The sequence below is a fragment of the Luteibacter sp. UNCMF366Tsu5.1 genome (assembly GCF_900119235.1).
In the GTDB taxonomy this organism is placed as follows: Bacteria; Pseudomonadota; Gammaproteobacteria; order Xanthomonadales; family Rhodanobacteraceae; genus Luteibacter; species Luteibacter flocculans.
In genome coordinates, this window is the sequence record NZ_FPIS01000002.1 from 421,545 (window position 1) to 439,175 (window position 17,631).

12 protein-coding genes are annotated in these 17,631 nt (G+C 63.1%); 6 read left to right on the top strand and 6 right to left on the bottom strand.

What is annotated here, in order from left to right:
- Positions 1-185 precede the first annotated feature (185 nt).
- A complete protein-coding gene (locus BT115_RS11070) occupies positions 186-515 on the top strand; it encodes a hypothetical protein (RefSeq protein ID WP_072322668.1) in 330 nt (109 codons plus the stop codon).
- Positions 516-572: 57 nt separating this feature from the next.
- Here the strand turns inward: BT115_RS11070 and BT115_RS11075 are convergent, their stop codons facing one another.
- Positions 573-1,433, bottom strand: a complete 861-nt coding sequence (locus tag BT115_RS11075) for an alpha/beta hydrolase (protein WP_072322669.1) — start codon at positions 1,431-1,433, stop codon at positions 573-575.
- A gap of 38 nt (positions 1,434-1,471) precedes the next feature.
- On the opposite strand from BT115_RS11075, the gene prmC reads away from it, so the two are divergent.
- From prmC to BT115_RS11090, 3 genes are all read left to right on the top strand, one after another.
- A complete protein-coding gene (gene prmC / locus BT115_RS11080) occupies positions 1,472-2,299 on the top strand; it encodes a peptide chain release factor N(5)-glutamine methyltransferase (RefSeq protein ID WP_072322670.1) in 828 nt (275 codons plus the stop codon).
- A gap of 367 nt (positions 2,300-2,666) precedes the next feature.
- Entirely contained in the window at positions 2,667-8,495 is a 5,829-nt protein-coding gene (locus BT115_RS11085; protein WP_072322671.1) for a chitinase N-terminal domain-containing protein, read from the top strand.
- An 85-nt stretch (positions 8,496-8,580) separates the two neighbouring features.
- Complete coding sequence (locus tag BT115_RS11090) at positions 8,581-9,525, top strand: RHS repeat-associated core domain-containing protein (protein WP_072322672.1); 945 nt, start codon at positions 8,581-8,583, stop codon at positions 9,523-9,525.
- Between the two features lie 438 nt (positions 9,526-9,963).
- Here BT115_RS11090 and dxs read toward each other — a convergent pair whose 3' ends face one another.
- Positions 9,964-11,859 (bottom strand): 1-deoxy-D-xylulose-5-phosphate synthase, encoded by a 1,896-nt coding sequence (gene dxs / locus BT115_RS11095; RefSeq protein WP_072322673.1) that lies wholly within the window; start codon positions 11,857-11,859, stop codon positions 9,964-9,966.
- Positions 11,860-12,003: 144 nt separating this feature from the next.
- Positions 12,004-12,612, bottom strand: a complete 609-nt coding sequence (locus BT115_RS11100) for an HNH endonuclease (RefSeq protein ID WP_072322674.1) — start codon at positions 12,610-12,612, stop codon at positions 12,004-12,006.
- A 317-nt stretch (positions 12,613-12,929) separates the two neighbouring features.
- On the opposite strand from BT115_RS11100, the gene BT115_RS11105 reads away from it, so the two are divergent.
- Together BT115_RS11105 and BT115_RS11110 are read left to right on the top strand one after the other, a co-directional pair.
- Positions 12,930-13,688 (top strand): SapC family protein, encoded by a 759-nt coding sequence (locus BT115_RS11105; RefSeq protein ID WP_072322675.1) that lies wholly within the window; start codon positions 12,930-12,932, stop codon positions 13,686-13,688.
- Between the two features lie 163 nt (positions 13,689-13,851).
- The gene (locus BT115_RS11110; RefSeq protein WP_072323166.1) at positions 13,852-14,454 is read left to right on the top strand and encodes a pentapeptide repeat-containing protein; all 603 of its coding nucleotides are present in this window, start codon (positions 13,852-13,854) and stop codon (positions 14,452-14,454) included.
- A gap of 20 nt (positions 14,455-14,474) precedes the next feature.
- Here BT115_RS11110 and BT115_RS11115 read toward each other — a convergent pair whose 3' ends face one another.
- The 3 genes from BT115_RS11115 to BT115_RS11125 all read right to left on the bottom strand — a co-directional run bounded on the left by BT115_RS11115 (position 14,475) and on the right by BT115_RS11125 (position 17,614).
- Positions 14,475-15,110: a trimeric intracellular cation channel family protein gene (locus tag BT115_RS11115; RefSeq protein WP_072322676.1), complete on the bottom strand. Its 636-nt coding sequence runs from the start codon at positions 15,108-15,110 to the stop codon at positions 14,475-14,477.
- An 86-nt stretch (positions 15,111-15,196) separates the two neighbouring features.
- Positions 15,197-15,673, bottom strand: a complete 477-nt coding sequence (locus BT115_RS11120; RefSeq protein WP_072322677.1) for a GNAT family N-acetyltransferase — start codon at positions 15,671-15,673, stop codon at positions 15,197-15,199.
- Positions 15,674-15,838: 165 nt separating this feature from the next.
- Positions 15,839-17,614: an acyl-CoA dehydrogenase C-terminal domain-containing protein gene (locus BT115_RS11125; protein WP_072322678.1), complete on the bottom strand. Its 1,776-nt coding sequence runs from the start codon at positions 17,612-17,614 to the stop codon at positions 15,839-15,841.
- Between the last annotated feature and the right edge of the window lie 17 nt (positions 17,615-17,631).

Sequence of the window (17,631 nt, forward strand, 5' to 3'; positions counted from 1 at the left end):
TCGACGTAAGGGTGTTCGGTAATGCTGGAAGGCGGAGCGCTCGTGTGGTGCTGGAGGGGTTATCAACACCTCGCGATTTTGCTTTTGTCTGCGCTCCATTCGGAGGGACATATATGCAGATCACAAGCTCGCTGCTTCAGCGACTATCTCCATCGGTACACAGCCGGGCCACGTCACAGGAGCCCGTGACGCAGATCGGCTCCTTGGAAAGGCCTCAGATTGATCGCATCGACTTTTCGAACGTTACTGCGAGACAAGTATCCGAGTACGTCGACGACCTTATGTCTCGCGGCGAAATCGATCCCGACGACGCCCACGCCCTCGCGTTGTGTATGCCGTCCGCGTGGTACCAGGAAAATTTCGATACGCCATTCAACCTGCGAGCGGAAATCGAGAGCATCCGCGATTTCAACAAGGCACACGGCTTTGACTTCCACGCAGCCTTCTACGAAGGCCTGCTGCAGCGAATGAAGCTGATGGAGGACCGATCGGTGCATGTGTCGATCGTGGCGTGAAACGTGCGTTGATCGAGGTGCGCGCGGATCGATAAGTATCCGCGCGCATCGATAGCATCACCTGGGAGACGTTTTTGCGTAGCGATGGATGAAGTCCATCGTGTCGACCAGGACGGATGCCTTGGATTTCAGCGGCCCGAACGCAAGAAGCAACGTTTCGTGGCCTACGTGGGGATAGAGCTTCAACGTCGCCGGCTCGCCTTGTGAGCGATACCTTCCCTCGAAGGACACTGCTTCCGCGGGCGAGACGATCGTATCGTTCTCGCCTTGAAGCAGCAGGGCGGGCGGCTCGTCGCCATCCACGAAGTTGATCGGTTGCGACGCAGCCTGTTCGGCCGGGGTATGGCCGAAGATGTCATAGAACTCCGGCTCGTCGAACGGAATGAAATCGTATGTGCCTGCGACGCCGATCAGGCCGGCGAGATCGCGTGGCTTCATGCCTACCGAGGCCAACCACTGCTTGTCGGTCGCAAGCATGGCCGCAATCTGCCCGCCGGACGAATGTCCCATCACGAAGAGGTGCGCGGGATCGCCGCCGAATGCGCTGGCGTGATCGCGTGCCCAACGCACAGCCCGTGCGCCATCGCCGAGAAAGCCGTCCATGCGTGCCTTTGGCCAGGGACGAACGTCGGTGATGACGGCGACGACGCCTTGGGCAGCCAAGGCTTCTCCCATCCAGCGGAACCATTGGCGTTTGCCGGTCATCCAGCTGCCGCCGTAGAAGTAGACGACGACCGGTGCGTGCGATGCGTCGGCCGGGCTATAGACGTCCAAAGCCAGTCCGTGCTCTTGGTCGAACACGATGTCGCGATGCGCCGTCACGGCCGCAGACGGTTGCCGTGCGTTGACGGCGCCGAAGAATGTGGCGTGGCACCCGCCAAGAAGCAGAGCCGCGAAGAGCAGGGGAAGCAGGCGCATGGCGGCATTGTAGGCGGACAGATCGCTAGAATGGCGGCATGACCGATATCCGCACGATCTTGCGCCAGGCCGTCGAAAAGCTAGGCGACCGACTCGAAGCCGAGTTGCTGCTGGCGCACGCGCTGGGGGTGAGTCGCGCGTGGTTCTTTGCCCATGCGGACGACGTCCCAACTGCTGAGAGCGTGCAGCGTTTCGATGCCCTGGTGAGGCGACGTGCTGCCGGTGAACCCATCGCCTATATCACAGGTACCCGCGACTTCTGGTCGCTCACGCTTGAAGTCACCCCGGCGACGCTGATCCCGCGTCCCGAGACCGAGTTGCTGGTGGAACTGGCGCTCGATCGCCTACCCGCACGCGGAAGCGTCGTCGATCTCGGCACGGGCAGTGGCGCCATCGCGTTGGCTATCGCCAAGGAACGGCCGGATGCCACCGTTGTCGCTGTAGACGCCAGCGTCGCCGCACTTGACGTGGCCCGACGCAACGCGCAGCGACTCGGGCTTGAACGCGTCGAATTTGCACAAGGCGACTGGTTTTCTCCGCTGAGCGACCGTCGCTTCGACCTCATCGTCAGCAACCCTCCGTATATCGAAGCGGCCGACCGGCATCTAGGGGAAGGCGACCTGCGTTTCGAACCCGCCTCGGCATTGGCTTCCGGTGCCGACGGTCTGGACGACATCCGTCGCATCGCCGCAGGGGCGAGCGCACACTTGAAGCCCGGTGGCGCGTTGCTGGTCGAACACGGTTGGAATCAGGGCGATGCCGTCAGGCAGATTTTTCGCGAGGCGGGTCTCGTCGACGACTTCACGGCGAAGGATCTGGAACATCGTGACCGTGTGTCCGGTGCTGTCCTCAGGTCGCCGTCATGACCCCCTGTCGTTCCGACCTGCGCCGGTCCGGACGTGATCGTCGGCGAGGCCGCTGTTCGTAATTTCCTATTGACGGAAACGCAAGACCTTGCGTAGCGTTTCCGAGCCCATCGACCCGGGGGTCGATGTCTCAGGGGAAACGGAATGTTCGACAGCGTCTCGCCGCGCCGGATGGCGCCTTTTCATGTCCTCGTTGCTCGATACCCAGTTCCACTCGGAAGCGGGTAGCTCACCGATCTGACGAATTCGATGTGTGGGTCGGGACGGCTCATCGCCGGGTTTTCCGACTTTGCTTTCTGAGTCCTGTCGTTGCGTTGGTCATTGACTGGCCAGCGTCTTCGTCTGCGCGCGCTGGGGAAAATGGAACATGTCGAAGTCGATGGCCTGCTGGTCGAGGTGGCTTGCACTTGTTGCGGCCGTATATGCGGCTGGTGCATCAGCGCAGGCGAGCAACACCACGCCCGAAGAGGAATACCGGAAGCTGATTCGGGTCAACGAGGATATTCAGCCCCTGGGCGAAACTCCGTTCGGGGAAAACGTCAGTTTGTACGACGGCCGCCTGAGTTTCTCCAGTACCGATATCTCGCTTAGCGGTACGGGCCCTTCGATCCAGATCAACCGTACGTTCCAGATCGAAAGCTTCGGTGATCTTGAGCGCCTCAAGGACAATGCATTCGGCGACTGGGACATGGAGGTGCCGCGCATCACCACCATCGCCGCGACCCAGCAGAATGTGCAGGGATGGATGGTGCTCGGGCAATATCCGAAGCAGATCTGCACGCACTTCGGACCCCCTCCCGGCGTCAATGGAGTGCCTGGCGATTCGTACCGTCACTCATGGCAGCCTCAAGACTGGTGGCATGGCTATCAGTTGATTGTTCCCGGAGCCGGTTCCCAGGATCTATTGGCGCGCAGCAGCTATTACACGGTGACCCCGCAAGTCGGCAGTAGCGTGTTTCCGGCGATTACCAAGCAGAACTGGCAGGTCGGCTGCCTTGCCCAGGCCGTGAACGACAGCACCCGCGAGGCCTTCCTCGTGGTATCCCCGGATGGCACGCAGTACCGCTTCGATTACCTGGCGACGCGATGGGCATCCATCTTGTCACGCCCCATCGATACCTTCAGTACGTCGCTTCGCGCGTCGGATTCCGATGCCGTGTTCAGCCCCATGGCTGTCGCAGAACAGGATGACCTCTACAGGCAGGAAGCCTCGATGCTGGTGACTCGCGTGACCGATCGCTTCGGTAACTGGGTCAACTACAGTTACGACGCCGGAAAACTGATATCGATCGACGCGAGTGACGGAAGAAAAGTGAACCTGGCGTACGACGCTAATACGCGACGTGTGCATACGATCACTGTACAAGCCGGATCGGCCAGTCCACGAACCTGGACATATAACTATGCGATCGGCGATTTCGGTATCCCGACCCTTACGTCGATTACTCAGCCGGATGGTTCGTCATGGCAATTCAATATGGCGGCGATCTCGGCGCACTCCGGCCCCAATTTCGTCAACAGCAATTCAAGCTCATGCAGTGTGCTGAGTCCGCCGACGAACGTGCAGGAGTTTACGGGGACGATCATCCATCCTTCGGGTTTGACGGGTACGTTCGTGGTTAAGCCCACGCGCCGCGGTCGCTCGTACGTCACCAAGAATTGCTTTGGAGGCATGGTCGGCGATCCCGACAGCGGCTCTGCATTGATGCCCAACGCTTGGTACGTCACTTCGATCGTCTCCAAGACATTTACGGGCGCCGGCATGCCTGCCAGACGGTGGGATTTCCAGCTCTCCCCGAGCAACGAAAGTTGGGAGCAGGACTGTTCATCGGGTTGCCAGTCCACCGTGTGGACCGACACGATAGCGCCTGACGGAAACACGACGCGTTCGGTATTCAGCAATCGCGCTGACAAGACAGAAAGCCGGTTGCTCAGCACGACGCTATACGCGGGTGCGGCGGGGAGCGCGTCCGTTCTTACGGAATGGGACGAATATGCCGAGCCGACACAGGGGCCGTTTCCTCCGTTTGTCGGCGAGGAACTGCAGAAGCGCGTCAATACCGATCAAACGGAACGTTGGATGCCGGCGCGCAAGCACGTGCGCGTGCAGGATGGAAATACCTTCACGTCGGAGGTGACGGAATTCGACGTTTTCGCTCAAGCGATTCGTACCCGGCGTTCGAACGATGTACCGGGGCAGGTGCTCGTAGACGAACGAACGGATCTCTTGAATGACACCGCGCATTGGGTGCTCGGCCTACCGCTGAGAACCTACAACTACACGGCTGACAACCAGGCGGGTGAGGAGGTCAGTCGCAACGTCTACGACTCCGCCAGCCTGACGTTGTCCGAGCGCTATCGCTTCGGCCGCAAGGTGATGGGCTATACCTTCAACGCGCAGGGCCAGTTGGCCAGTTTCATCGACGGCAACGGCAAGACGACCACACTGGGCAACTACAAACGCGGTATTCCGCAGGCGATCGGTTATCCGGATAACACCTCGCAAACGCTCAGCGTGGACGACTTCGGGCAGATCGCGGCGATCACCAACCAAGCCGGGGCGACGACCGCGTACGGCTACGACGCGATCGGCCGCCTCGCCCGGATCGATTACCCGGCCGGCGACGCGGTGGCTTGGGCGCCGAAGACCTTCCAGTACAGCTACGTTGGCCCCGCGCGCGGGGTCAACGGCAACCACTGGGTGCGAATCGTCTACCAGGGCGACCGGTTCCAGCGCACCGACTTCGACGCGATGCTGCGTCCGGTGATGTCCGGCACGGCGAGGGCCAGCGACCAAGCCTTCTACGTGTCCTCGCGCACCGATTACGACTGGAAGGGCCGCAAGGTGTTCGCGTCCTACCCGGTCGACGGCGCGGTGGACCTGCCCAACATCGTCGCTGGTGTAGCGACCGGCTACGACGCCCTGGGCCGGCCCACGAGTGCCACGCAGAGTTCCGAGCTGGGCAACCTGACCACCACGACGCAGTACCTGTCCGGCGCTGCCAAGCGCGTGACCGACCCGAAGGGCAACGTCACCACCACGTGGTACCAGGTCTTCGACCAGCCTTCCTATGATGCCGTGATCAAGGTGCAGGCGCCGGAGAATGTGCTGCAGACTATCGCCCGCGACGTCTATGGCAACCCGCTGTCGATCACCCAGGGTGGAGCGGGCCAATCGGTCACCAAGACGATGACCTACGACAGCGAGCATCGCCTGTGCCGCACGTGGGAGCCGGAATCCGGCAGCGAGATCATGGCCTATGACGGCGCCGACAACCTGGCCTGGAGTGCGTCCGGTGCGTCGTTCAACGGCGCCGGCTGCGGCCAGGACCAGGTTGCCGAGGCGGCCCGGACGGTGCGCGCCTACGACGCGATGAACCGGGTCACCTCGGTGGTCTATCCCAGCGGTACCGCGCCGAGCACCTTCACCTACGATGCCCTGGGCAACCCGGCCACGGCCACCTCGGGCACAGTGGGCTGGACCTTCGGCCGCAACAAGCTTGGCCTGCTCACCGCCGAGGTGCTGGCGGTGGATGGCTGGAACTGGTCCTTGGGTTACGGCTACGACCCCGCCGGTGCGCTGAGTACCGTGTTGTATCCGGACGGCGAGGTGGTGGCCTACACCCCCGATGCCCTGGGCCGGCCGACGACGGTGGGCGGTTACGCCAATGGCATCGCCTACTTCGCCGACGGCGACGTGCGCTCATACAGCTTGGGTAATGGGCGTAGCTATCTGGCGCAGAAGAACGCGCGCAACCTGCTCAGTAATTTCACCTACGGGCAGGGCGCCACGCTCAGCGTCAGCGAAGACTTCGCCTACGACGCCAACGGCAACGTCAGCCAGATCCTCGATCAGACCAACGGGCAGCGCACCAAGGTGATGGGCTACGACGGCCTGAACCGTCTGCTCTCGGCCACGGCGAGCAATCTGTGGGGTACGGAGAGCTACACCTACGACACCTTGAACAACCTCCGCAGCCTGAGCAACGGCAGCGGTACGAACACCTACGCCTACGATGGCAGCAACCGGCTTACCTCGATCACCAACGGGGCCACCGCGGTGCATGCCTTCGTCTACGATGCCCGCGGCAACACGGCCAGCAAGGACGGGCAGGCGCTCACCTTCGACGAGGCCAACCGGCTGACCGCGATCCCAGGCAAGGGTGCGTACACCTACGACGCAGCCGGTCGCCGGGTGAAGAAGGTCACTCCGGCGGGGACGACCTATTACGCGTACAACAGCGCCGGCCAGCTGATGTGGGAGCTGGACCCGGCCACGCGGCTGGGTAGCGAGTACGTTTACCTCGGCAAGAAGCTGGTCGCCAAGGCGACCGAGAACATCGATATCCTGAAGCCCGCGCAGGTAAGGACGGCGCTGGCGATCGTGGGCGTGCCGCGCCTCTCGGTGGATGGGACGACCATCGACGTCACATTGGACATCGTCAATAACGGCACGCGGCCGCTCACGGCCAACAGCCAATTCCCGGTGCAGATGGGCTATCACCTGCTGGACAGCGCGGGCGCCGCGACCCAACCGGAAGCAGGAGTGAACCTGCTTACAGATATCCCGGTCGGCGGCCATGGCACGCTTACGATGCACGTCGCCGCGCCCGCGGTGCTGGGCAGCGGCAAACGCATCCGCTTCAGCTTGCTCCAGGCCGGCGTGGGCTGGTTCCAGGACTGGCCGAACAACACGACCGTGGACGCCGGTCCGTACTCGGCATGTCCCACGGCCGGCACCGGCAACCTCTGCAACAACGTTACCGGTTTGACGCGCGAGCAGGTCAACGTGACGCTGACGATCACCGCCGCGCCATCGCTGTCGACCGACGGGCAGAGCGTGCTGACCACGGTCGACATCGCTAATAACGGCACGGTGACGCTGGCCTCGGGTGGGCCGCATCCGGTGAACCTGGGCAACCATCTCATCGATGCGGCGGGCAACGTCGTGCAGGGCGACGTCACTCGCCAAGGGATCCCGGAAATCGCCCCGGGCCAGCACGCGGCGGTGACCATCGCGATGCCGTCCGCGCTGCTGCTGGGCAACGGCCGACGCGTGCAATTCGAGCCAGTGCAGGAGGGGATCGCCTGGTTCCAGAGTTTTGGCTTCACCCCGCTGGTGGCCGGACCGTATGTCTCACTGAGCGGTGCGGGCAGCAGCACGAATGGCAGCATCGCGATGAGCTGGCAGCCGATCGCCGGGGCGACGTCCTACACGCTGCGGGAAAGCTTCAACGGTGGTGCGTGGACGACGGTCTCTGCCTCGACGGCGACGAGTTGGTCGGCCAGCGGTCGAGCCACAGGGACGTACGGCTATCAGGTGCAAGCCTGCGCCTCAGGTGGCTGCGCACCGTTCGGTCCAACCTGGAACGTCAGCGTGCTCTTGCCACCGCCGGTGCCGGGCAGTGCCAGCGCCTCGGCCCCGGTCGCCGGGCCGGTGAGCTTGAGCTGGGCGGCGAGTGCGACGGCCACGCGTTACGTAGTCATCCAGCAGGTCAACGGTGGCACCTGGACCACGGTATATGACGGTGCGTCCACCAGTGCGACGTTCGGCACGCCCGCCAGCGGCACGTACCAGTACCAGGTGCAGGCCTGCAACAACAGCGGCTGCAGCGGCTATCGGCTGAGCAATGCGGTGGGCATCACCTTGCCACCCACCGCTGCACCGGGAATAGCGGGGGGTGGCACCAGTATCAATGGTGCCTACACGATCAGTTGGAGTGGCGTAGCGAGCGCCACGTCGTACAACGTCTTCGAGAACGTCAATGGCGCAGGCTGGGCCTTGATTGGCAATACGGCAGGCGGCGCGTGGAGTCTCGGCGGAAAGCAAAACGGCACGTATTACTACGCGGTGCAGGCATGCAATGCAGGGGGATGTGGCCCGTGGAGCGGTCAAGCCGTCGTCACCGTGGCGCTACCTCCGACCACGCCATCGGGCGTATCCGGTGGGCGGACAGGGCCGGGCTACAAACGTCAGTACGAGATTCATTGGAACGCGGTTGCCACCACCACGAACTATCAGATCGAACGGAACATTCCAGGCATCGGAACCGATTATCAGGACGCGGGTGCGACACCTTCGTCGATTTTTATCGAGGATACCGGCGAGGTCATAGGCCAGATCAGCATGCGGGTCAGGGCATGTAACGCCAGTGGATGTTCGCCGTGGAGTGGGTATGTCTATGCAAGTTTCTGACACGACATCGGAGCGATCTCGGCTGACGGATAACCTCCGCCGGAGGAACGGTGTCTGGCGAAAGGTTTTCTATTGCTCGCTGTGGATGCCGTTGTGGTTCACGACACCGGTGGCTAGGGCCAGGGATGTTGTTTATTACTATGTCGACGCGCAGGGATCGGTGCTTGCCACGACCGATGCGCAAGGCAACACCCTATCGTCATCGGACTACCGGCCTTACGGGAGTCCCGCTCTCGGTCCAGTTGCCGGGCTAGGCTACACCGCACATGTCCATGACGACGACGGATTGATCTACATGCAGGCTCGATACTACGACTCGGGGGCGGGACGGTTCCTGTCCAAGGATGCGGTAGAGGCGTCGCCCGGGTACGTCGGTAGCATGAATCGATATGCGTACGTATCGAACAACCCGATGAACCGCATCGATCCTTCGGGAAACTACGAACGTGGTACCGGTTGGAAGGATGACCAGGCATGGAAGCGGTTCGACAAGGCCCAGCACAGCGCAGCCGCTGGGCACCATAAGGCTGCGGGGAAACTCTGGGCGGCAGCTGAGAAGATAGCCGCAGGCACGAAGCTAGATTCAAGTGACAAATCGGCAGTACGTGCCTTCGAGTCGGTCATGGGAGAGGGCAGTGCAACAGCAGGGAACTTGTTCTCCGCTGCCGATTCCCTTACTCAGGCTGCGCGCGTGCTCGACGCCGGTCCGGGTTCGGGGTTGTTTGCGAACGCGAGTTCGGCTTCAGAATGGAAGAGCATGGGAATGGGTGGGGCAGATTTGGCGGCGGCGACGGTGGGTGGTAACAATATCTATATCAATACCAGCCACGCCTCCTATGGCAATTCATCGATGCTCGAATGGGCCGCGGGTCACGAATCTCTGCACACCGTAGGACTCACCGACCAGCGTATCGAAGGAGGTAAAGCCTATAAATTTGCCAATGGCGGTGAGTACTTCCGCCTCCTACGCGAACGTGAACAAAATCGCGCCGTCGTGAATCCGGATCATCTGACGGATCTGTCCCAATGATTCGCCGCGAGACACGAGCGCTATTTTTCGCAGTTCTCGCTGTATGGCTGATGTCGTGTTCCGCGACAAAACCGGAGGGAAGGCGAGAAATCACCCATTTGCTGCGCATCTCGGACAATCCGGGCTCAAAGCGGTTCGATATCGAACTTGAGAATACGTCGGGCCAGACGTGGTGCATCGAAGAAGGATCGTGGCCTAACAACTTGGGATTTCTCGACGCACATAGCAATGACGTATGGGTCGAGGCGGACGGCAGGAAGTACCACATCAAGGAACGAAATCTCGGCTTCTGTCCGTCGTCCTGCAACTTCCGGCTAGCCCCGGGTGATACGGTGCGGGCGAGCATTCCCTACACGGAATTTTCCCTACCTTCGTCGGTTGAACGCTCGACGAAGAAGCTGGTGCTACCTATGTGGACCCAGTCGTGTGGAGCGCGGATTACCCCGCGCTAGCCACCGCCGACGCGCAGAACTGCGGGAACCGTGCGCGGATCGCGTGGCGAATCTGCGGGAGGTCGAGGCCGGCCATGGTGAGGACTTCCTCGCGGCTGCCGTGTTCCAGATAGACGTCCGGAAGACCGAGATGCTGGATGGGCAGAGTGACGCCATGGGCAGCGAGGCATTCCGCCACGCCGGCACCGGCACCGCCAGCGATGGCGTTGTCTTCGATGGTGACGAAGGCTTTGTGCGTGCGCGCCAGTTCGAGGATCAGTTCCTCGTCCAGCGGCTTCACGAAGCGCATGTTCACCAATGTGGCGTCGACCTCCGCGGCGATGACGGCGGCCGGCGCGAGCATGGTGCCGAACGACAGAATCGCCAGGCCGTGGTGGCCACGACGACGCACTTCCGCCTTGCCGATCGGGAAGGTTTCGAGCGTCTCGGCCAGCTTTGCGCCCGGGCCGGTGCCACGGGGATAGCGCACCGCCGCGGGGCCTTCGTAGCGGAAGCCGGTGGTCAACATCGTGCGGCATTCGTTCTCGTCGGCCGGCGCCATGATCACCATGTTCGGCAGGCAGCGCATGAACGACAGATCGAAGCTGCCCGAGTGCGTGGCGCCGTCTGGGCCGACCACACCCGCGCGGTCGATCGCGAAGGTCACGTCGAGGTTTTGCAGGGCCACGTCGTGAATGGCCTGATCGTAGGCGCGCTGGAGGAAGGTGGAATAGATTGCCACCACGGGCTTCGCCCCTTCCACCGCCATGCCCGCCGCGAGCGTCACCGCATGCTGCTCGGCAATCGCTACGTCGAAATAGCGCTGCGGGTATTCCTTGGAGAAACGGACCAGGCCCGAACCTTCGCGCATGGCGGGCGTGATGCCCAGCAGGCGCTCGTCGGTCGCGGCCATGTCGCAGAGCCAGTCGCTGAAGATGTCGGTATAGGTCGGCTTGGCCGGCGCACCCTTCTTCACCAGGCCCGCCACGGGATCGAACGGGCCCACGGCGTGGTACTCGATCTGCGCCTTTTCCGCAGGCTCGTAGCCCTTGCCCTTCGTGGTCATTACGTGGAGCAGCTGCGGGCCGGGGAGGGCCTTCACCGTTTCCAGCGCGTTCACCAGTTGAGCCATGTTGTGGCCGTCGATGGGGCCGGTGTAATGGAAGCCCAGCTCCTCGAACAAGGTCGAAGGCACGAACATGCCCTTGGCGTGTTCTTCCCAGCGCTTGAAGAAGCGGCCGACGAACGACTCGCGCGGCATCGCCTTCTTGGCGCGCTCGCGCCAGGCGTTGAGCGTGCGGCTTGCCATGGCGCGGGCCATCATCTTGGTCATCGCACCGACGTTCTCGCTGATCGACATGCCGTTGTCGTTGAGAATCACGAGCATGTTCGGTTCGACGTCGCCGCCGTGATTCAAGGCTTCGAAGGCCATGCCAGCCGTCATCGCGCCGTCGCCGATCACGGCCACCACCTTGCGCATGTCGCCACGGCGTTGCAGCGCCAGGGCCATGCCCAGGGCCGCGGAAATCGACGTGGACGAATGGCCAACCCCAAAGGTGTCGTACTCGCTTTCCTCGCGGCGCGGGAACGGCGCGAGGCCGTCCTTCTTCTTGATCGTCGTGATCCTGTCACGTCGACCGGTAAGGATCTTGTGCGGATAGCACTGGTGGCCGACGTCCCAGACCAGGCGGTCGCGCGGCGTCTCGAACACGTGGTGCAGCGCGACGGTCAGCTCGACCACTCCCAGCCCGGCGCCGAAATGGCCGCCCGACGACGCCACGGCCTCGATCAGGTAGCCGCGCAGTTCGTCGGCGATGGCCGGCAGTTCATCCGTCGAAAAACGGCGGAGGTCCTCCGGCGACTCGATCTGCGCCAGATAGGGATAACGGGAGAGGTCGTTCATCTGCCTATTGTTCGCCTCCCGAGGGGGCGGGGCAAGGGACAAAAGGTGAACATAAAGCGACAGGGCCGGGCAGCGGCCCGGCCTGCGTGGCCGCCGCCGCGGCCAGACGGCGGCAACCGCCCGGCGCAGCGACGTTTTTTGCCGTTAGCCGGGCCGCCGGTCGCGCGGCAGATGGCTCACCAGGAACTCCATCTGGTCGGCGAGGATGTTGCGGTTGGACAGGATCAGGTGCTCCACCCAACTCGGGCGGTAGGGCACGGCCAACAAGGGCATGTTGGCCTGCTGCGGGGTCCGGTTGCTCTTGCGCAGGTTGCAGGCCAGGCAAGCACTGACCACATTCTCCCACTCGTCGGCGCCCTTCTTGGACAGCGGCACCACGTGGTCGCGGGTCAGCTCGTGGCGCGTGTACTGATGGCCGCAGTAAAGGCAGATGTGCCGGTCTCGAGCGAACAGAGCGGTGTTGGTCAGGGCTGGGGCCGGGTCGATCGCGTGTTCGCGGCAATGGCCCGTGCTGGCCACGATCGGGTGCAATTGCAGGCTGCTGCGCAGTCCGCTCGCCCGGCTGATGCCGCCGTGGACAGTGACGCACGGGTCGCCCAGGGTCCAGGCCACCACGCCGCGCACATACAGGCAAACCGCGTCCTGCCAACTGATCCAGTCCAGGATGCGGCCTGCCGCATCGAGGGAAAGCACCCGCGTCGCATGTAACGCGGTGACCCTCGGCAGGTCCTCTTGGAGCACTTCCATCGTCATCGTGTCTCGTCCTTCACATAAGCGAAAGAGCGTTCCAGCAAGTCGAACTCCGTGCGGATCGCACCGCGATCCAGCCCCTGCAGGAGGGGTCTGGCCCGAGCATAGCCGATTATTGCTACGGAATAGCGTTGTCCAAGGGGGCCGTGGTCGCGCCGTTCAACCGTCTGCAGAACGGGGCCTGCCGCCCGGTACCGATCCCTCGGGGCTTCACCTGCCATCGACCACTGCTATAGTGGGAATTCGCATTCGAGCCCAGCGGGTTTGGAAGGGGGGCCGGGGTGGCTTCCCAGGTCCGCGGGGTCCATGAGGGTTACACAGTGGCAGAAGTGCTTTTCTACGAGCGTCCGGTTCCCCTGAACCGTACCGCCCACCGCGACCTGCGTCTGAAGGCCGTGAACAACATCCGTTTCGCCGCCTCCGCGCACTCCGTGCCGCTGACCGGCGTCGAATTCGCGCCCGCTGCGCGCGATTTCCCGATTCTCTTTGCGGGCAACTCGCTGGAAGAAGCAGGCCCGATGGCGCTGCTTGGCCTCCGCCAGGGCGAGAACCTGCTGGTCGGTGAGAACGGCTTCTGGGAGCAGGGCATCTACATCCCGGCGTTCGTTCGCCGCTATCCGTTCGTGCTGGCCGAGAAGCCGGCCGGTACCGAAGGCGACGACTTCACCGTGTTCCTCGACGAAGCCTATGAAGGCTTCAACAACGAGGAAGGCGAGCGCCTGTTCAACGAGGACGGCACCGATGCGCCGGCTCTCACCAACGCCGTGAACTTCCTCGGCGAGTTCCAGGACCACGTGGCCCGCACGCAGTGGTTCATGGGCAAGCTGCGCGAGCACAACCTGCTCGAGCCGCGCACGATCACGCTGCAGAAGGAAGGCAAGGGCATCAACCTCAACGGTCTGTTCGTGATCAACGAGGAAAGGCTGCGCGCGCTCGACGAGAAGACGGCGCACGAATTCCTGCGCGAGGGTGCCCTCGGCTGGATCTACGCGCACCTGGTCTCGCTGGCCAACATCGACCGCATGGCCGCCCGCCTCGACGAGCGCGAGCGCAAGGAAACCCCTGCGTCGGTGTCCTGAGTTACGCAAGCAATACTGGAAAAGCCGCCTTCGGGCGGCTTTTTCTTTGGGCCTATGCCATGGCGCCCGCTTCGCGTCATGCTGCGTTCCAAAGCTGTTGCGGCGCTCGTTCCTTCAAGGCTCGGCCGCCATGGTTTCTCTCCGTCCGCTTGCTTACGCGACCATGACACGTTCCCTGCCCAGCGATACCGAGTTCTATCTGAAGCACTTCGAAGGTCTCGACCTTGCCGGTGAGACGTTCACTTCGAGAACGTTCGAGTCGTGCACCTTCGTACGCTGCTCGCTGACGGAAAGCGTGTTCGATCGCTGCAAGTTCATCGAGTGCACCTTTCGCTCATGTGACCTGAGCAATGCGCGTTTGTCGGCGAGCAAATACCAGGCGGTGTCGTTCGATGAGTGCAAATTGCTGGGCGTCGACTGGACCCGTGCGGAGTGGCCGCGTTATGCCGCGCCGGGCAAGTTGGCCTTCCGCAAGTCGAACATCAGCTACTCGAACTTCTTCGGCCTCGATCTGCAGGAAACCGTGCTGGAAGAGTGCAAGGCGCACAGCGTCGATTTCCGGGAAGGTAACTTCGCCAAATCGAACTTCACGTATACCGATTTCCGCGACAGTCTCTTCAACAAGACCCAGCTCATCGGCGTGGATTTCAGCGAAGCCATGCATTACCTGATCAATGTCCAGGAGAACCCGGTGCGCGGTGGTCGGTTCACCCGCAGCGAGTCCTTTGGGCTATTGCATGGTCTGGATATCGAACTGGTCGATTAGTCCCGTCGTACGCTGGGCGCTCACGCGACGCGGGGCAATTGCCAACCGAAAGCCACGGCCGCCATGCGGACGGCGAAGCACACCAGGCAACCCAGTGCCGTGGCGACGGCGGGAGGCCATTGCAGCTTTCGGCATCCGATGACCACTGCCGCACCGAGCAGCGCTGCAGTGGCGTAGATATCCGCCATCAGGATCAGCGGCGTGCGAGTGAGTAGCAGATCGCGGATGACGCCCCCACCGCAGCCCGTCACGGCGCCCATCAGGATCGCGTTGATCGGGGTGATCCCGTAATCCCACGCTTTTTCCGCGCCCGTTGCGGCGAAGATGGCGAGCCCGGCGGCATCGAGTGTGAGTAGCACCATGGGCGGTGCGGCTGTCATGGGTGCGTGGAACGCAAAGGTCACCAGTCCTGCGGCGAAGGCGAGCGTCGGATAACGCCAGTCGCGAATGGCATTGGGTGGTGTGGCGCCGATCAGTACGTCGCGGACCACGCCACCGCCCAGCGCGACGATGAACGACAACACCAGCACGCCGAGCAGATCCAGTCCGCCGTGGATGGCAGCGATGGCGCCTTCGACCGCGAAAACCACCGTGCCGGCGAGATCGCCCGCGAGAACGACGTGTCGGCGGGTCACGGGTATCCATTGTGCGCTCATGTATCCGGTCCAAGCGGTGCCGCGCTCGCGTCCTGCAACCGCCCACGGCGCGGTGGTGCTGAGTGTTCGCTACAGCGCGGAGGCGCTCAGCGCACCGGCTTCGCCATGCGCATCAGGTCGGTGTCGAAGCCGTGCTTGCGATACAACTCCAGCGCGCGTTCGTTGCCGGGAAAGACCGCCAGCGTGACGAACTGGCAGCGGTGCTCCTTGGCCCACGTCTGTGCATGATCGAGCAGGAAGGCGCCGACCCCGGCACCCTCGTAACGCTCCGCCACGGCAATGTCCGAGATGTGGCAATTGTCGCGGTGAGTGAAGAAGTCCTTGGTCTTCTGCAGGTGGACGAAGCCCACCGCCTCGCCCTCGTCGTTCTCGGCGACGAAGATGTAGCTGTTCGACGGTTGCTCGTCGAGGTGCTTGACCAGGTCGGACTCGATGCCTTTCAAGCAGTCGGTGCGCGTGCGACCGTTGGGCAGCTTGAAGTCGACGAAACGGGGAATGAGGCCGAGGATGAACTCGTCGTCGTCGCTCTCGGCGAGACGGATCAGGAACGGAGAATCGCTCATCGTGTCGGTCACCGTCTCGGTCGCAGTTCCGGGCAGAGGCTTTTTTCTACACCTTCGGGCATGTCGAGGAAAGCCCCGCGAGGTCGTAAGTGTGATGGCCCCTATCCGAGCGCGGGCCGTTTCGTAGCCGATGGCTGCCGAAACGGCCCCACGAATCGCTCGCGTTTACAGCACCTCAGGGAGGCTCGCCACACCCGCTTCGATCGCTGCCTTGTGCATGTGAATGCGCGGCAGGATGCGGGCGAAGTAGAAGCTGGCGGTGTCGCGCTTGGCCTGCCGGCGTTCTGCTGAGAGGGAGGAACCCTCGGCGGCCAGCACGCTCTTCGCCCAGACATACGCCAGGCTGACGTAGCCCGAGAGATAGAGGTAATCCACGGCGGCGGCGCCCAGTTCCTCGGGGTTGGCCTGCGCGTTTTGCGCGATGGCCTGGGTGAGATCGCCCCAGGTCTTCGCCGCCACGGCCAGCGGTCCCACGAACGCGCGGAGCGTTTCGTTCGCCTGGTGAGCCTGGCAGAAGGCGGAGATCTCGCCGAGGAAATGCTTCAGGCCGGCGCCCTGCAACTGCATGATCTTGCGACCGAGCAGATCCAGCGCCTGGATCTGCGTGGTGCCCTCGTACAAGGTGATGATGCGGGCGTCGCGGACGAACTGCTCCATGCCGTGTTCGGCGATGTAGCCGTGGCCGCCGAAGATCTGCAGCGCTTCCTTGGTGCACTCCTGCGCGGCTTCGGTGAGCAGGCCCTTCGCGATCGGAATGAGGAACGACAGCAGTTCACCGGCTTCCTTGCGCGCCTGAGGATCGGTGGCGCGCGCTTCGATGTCGCTTTGCAGTGCGGCGTAGGCCGCGAGGACGCGGCCGCCTTCTACAAACGCGCGCTGGGTGAGCAGCATGCGGCGGACGTCCGGATGCACGGTGAGCGGGTCGGCCGGCTTCTCGGGCAGCTTCGGACCCGAGAGCGCACGCATCTGCAGGCGCTCTCGCGCGTAGTTCAGGCTGTTCTGCAAGGCGCGTTCGGAAACGGCCAGGCCCTGAATACCGACAGCCAGGCGCGCTGCATTCATCATGGTGAACATGGCGACCAGCCCCTTGTGCGGGGGACCGACCAGCCAACCTTCGGCCTCGTCGAAGTTCATGACACACGTAGCCGAGCCCTTGATGCCCATCTTGTGCTCGATGGCGCCCGCGGCGACGGTGTTCCGCTCGCCCATCGTGCCGTCCTTGTTCACCTTGAACTTGGGCACCACCAGCATCGAAATGCCGCGGCTGCCGGCCGGTGCGTCGGGCAAACGGGCCAGCACGAGGTGCACGATGTTCTCGGCGAAGTCGTGTTCGCCCGCGCTGATGAAGATCTTGGTGCCGGTGACCCGGTAGCTGCCATCTGCGTTCGGCTCGGCGCGCGTCTTCAACAGCCCGAGGTCCGAACCGGCCTGCGGCTCGGTGAGGCACATGGTGCCGGTCCAGCGACCTTCCACCAGCGGCTTCAAGAAGGTTTCCTGCTGCCACGCGTCACCGTGGTGCGCCAGCGCATCGGTAGCGCCATGCGACAGCAGCGGGTAGATGCCCCACGCCAGGTTGGCGGAGTCGATCATTTCCTTGGTCAGCGCTCCCAGCACGGCTGGCAACGCCTGGCCGCCGAACTGCTCGGGCGCGGTAAGTCCCGCCCAGCCGCCATCCACGTACTGACGATAGGCCTCCTTGAAGCCCTTCGGCGTGGTGACCGCCGCGGTGGCCTTGTCGTAATGGCAGCCTTCGGCGTCACCGGAGGCGTTCAGCGGTGCCAGTACCTGTTCGTTGAAACGTGCGGCTTCCTCGAGCACGGCGTCGAACAGGTCGCGGGTATGCGCTTCGCCGCCTTCGAGCTGGCCGAGCACGGCTTCGGCGCCGAGGACGTCGTAGAGCGCGAAGCGCATGTCGTCGAGAGGGGCTTTGTAGAGTGTCATGGAAGATCCTGGGGCGG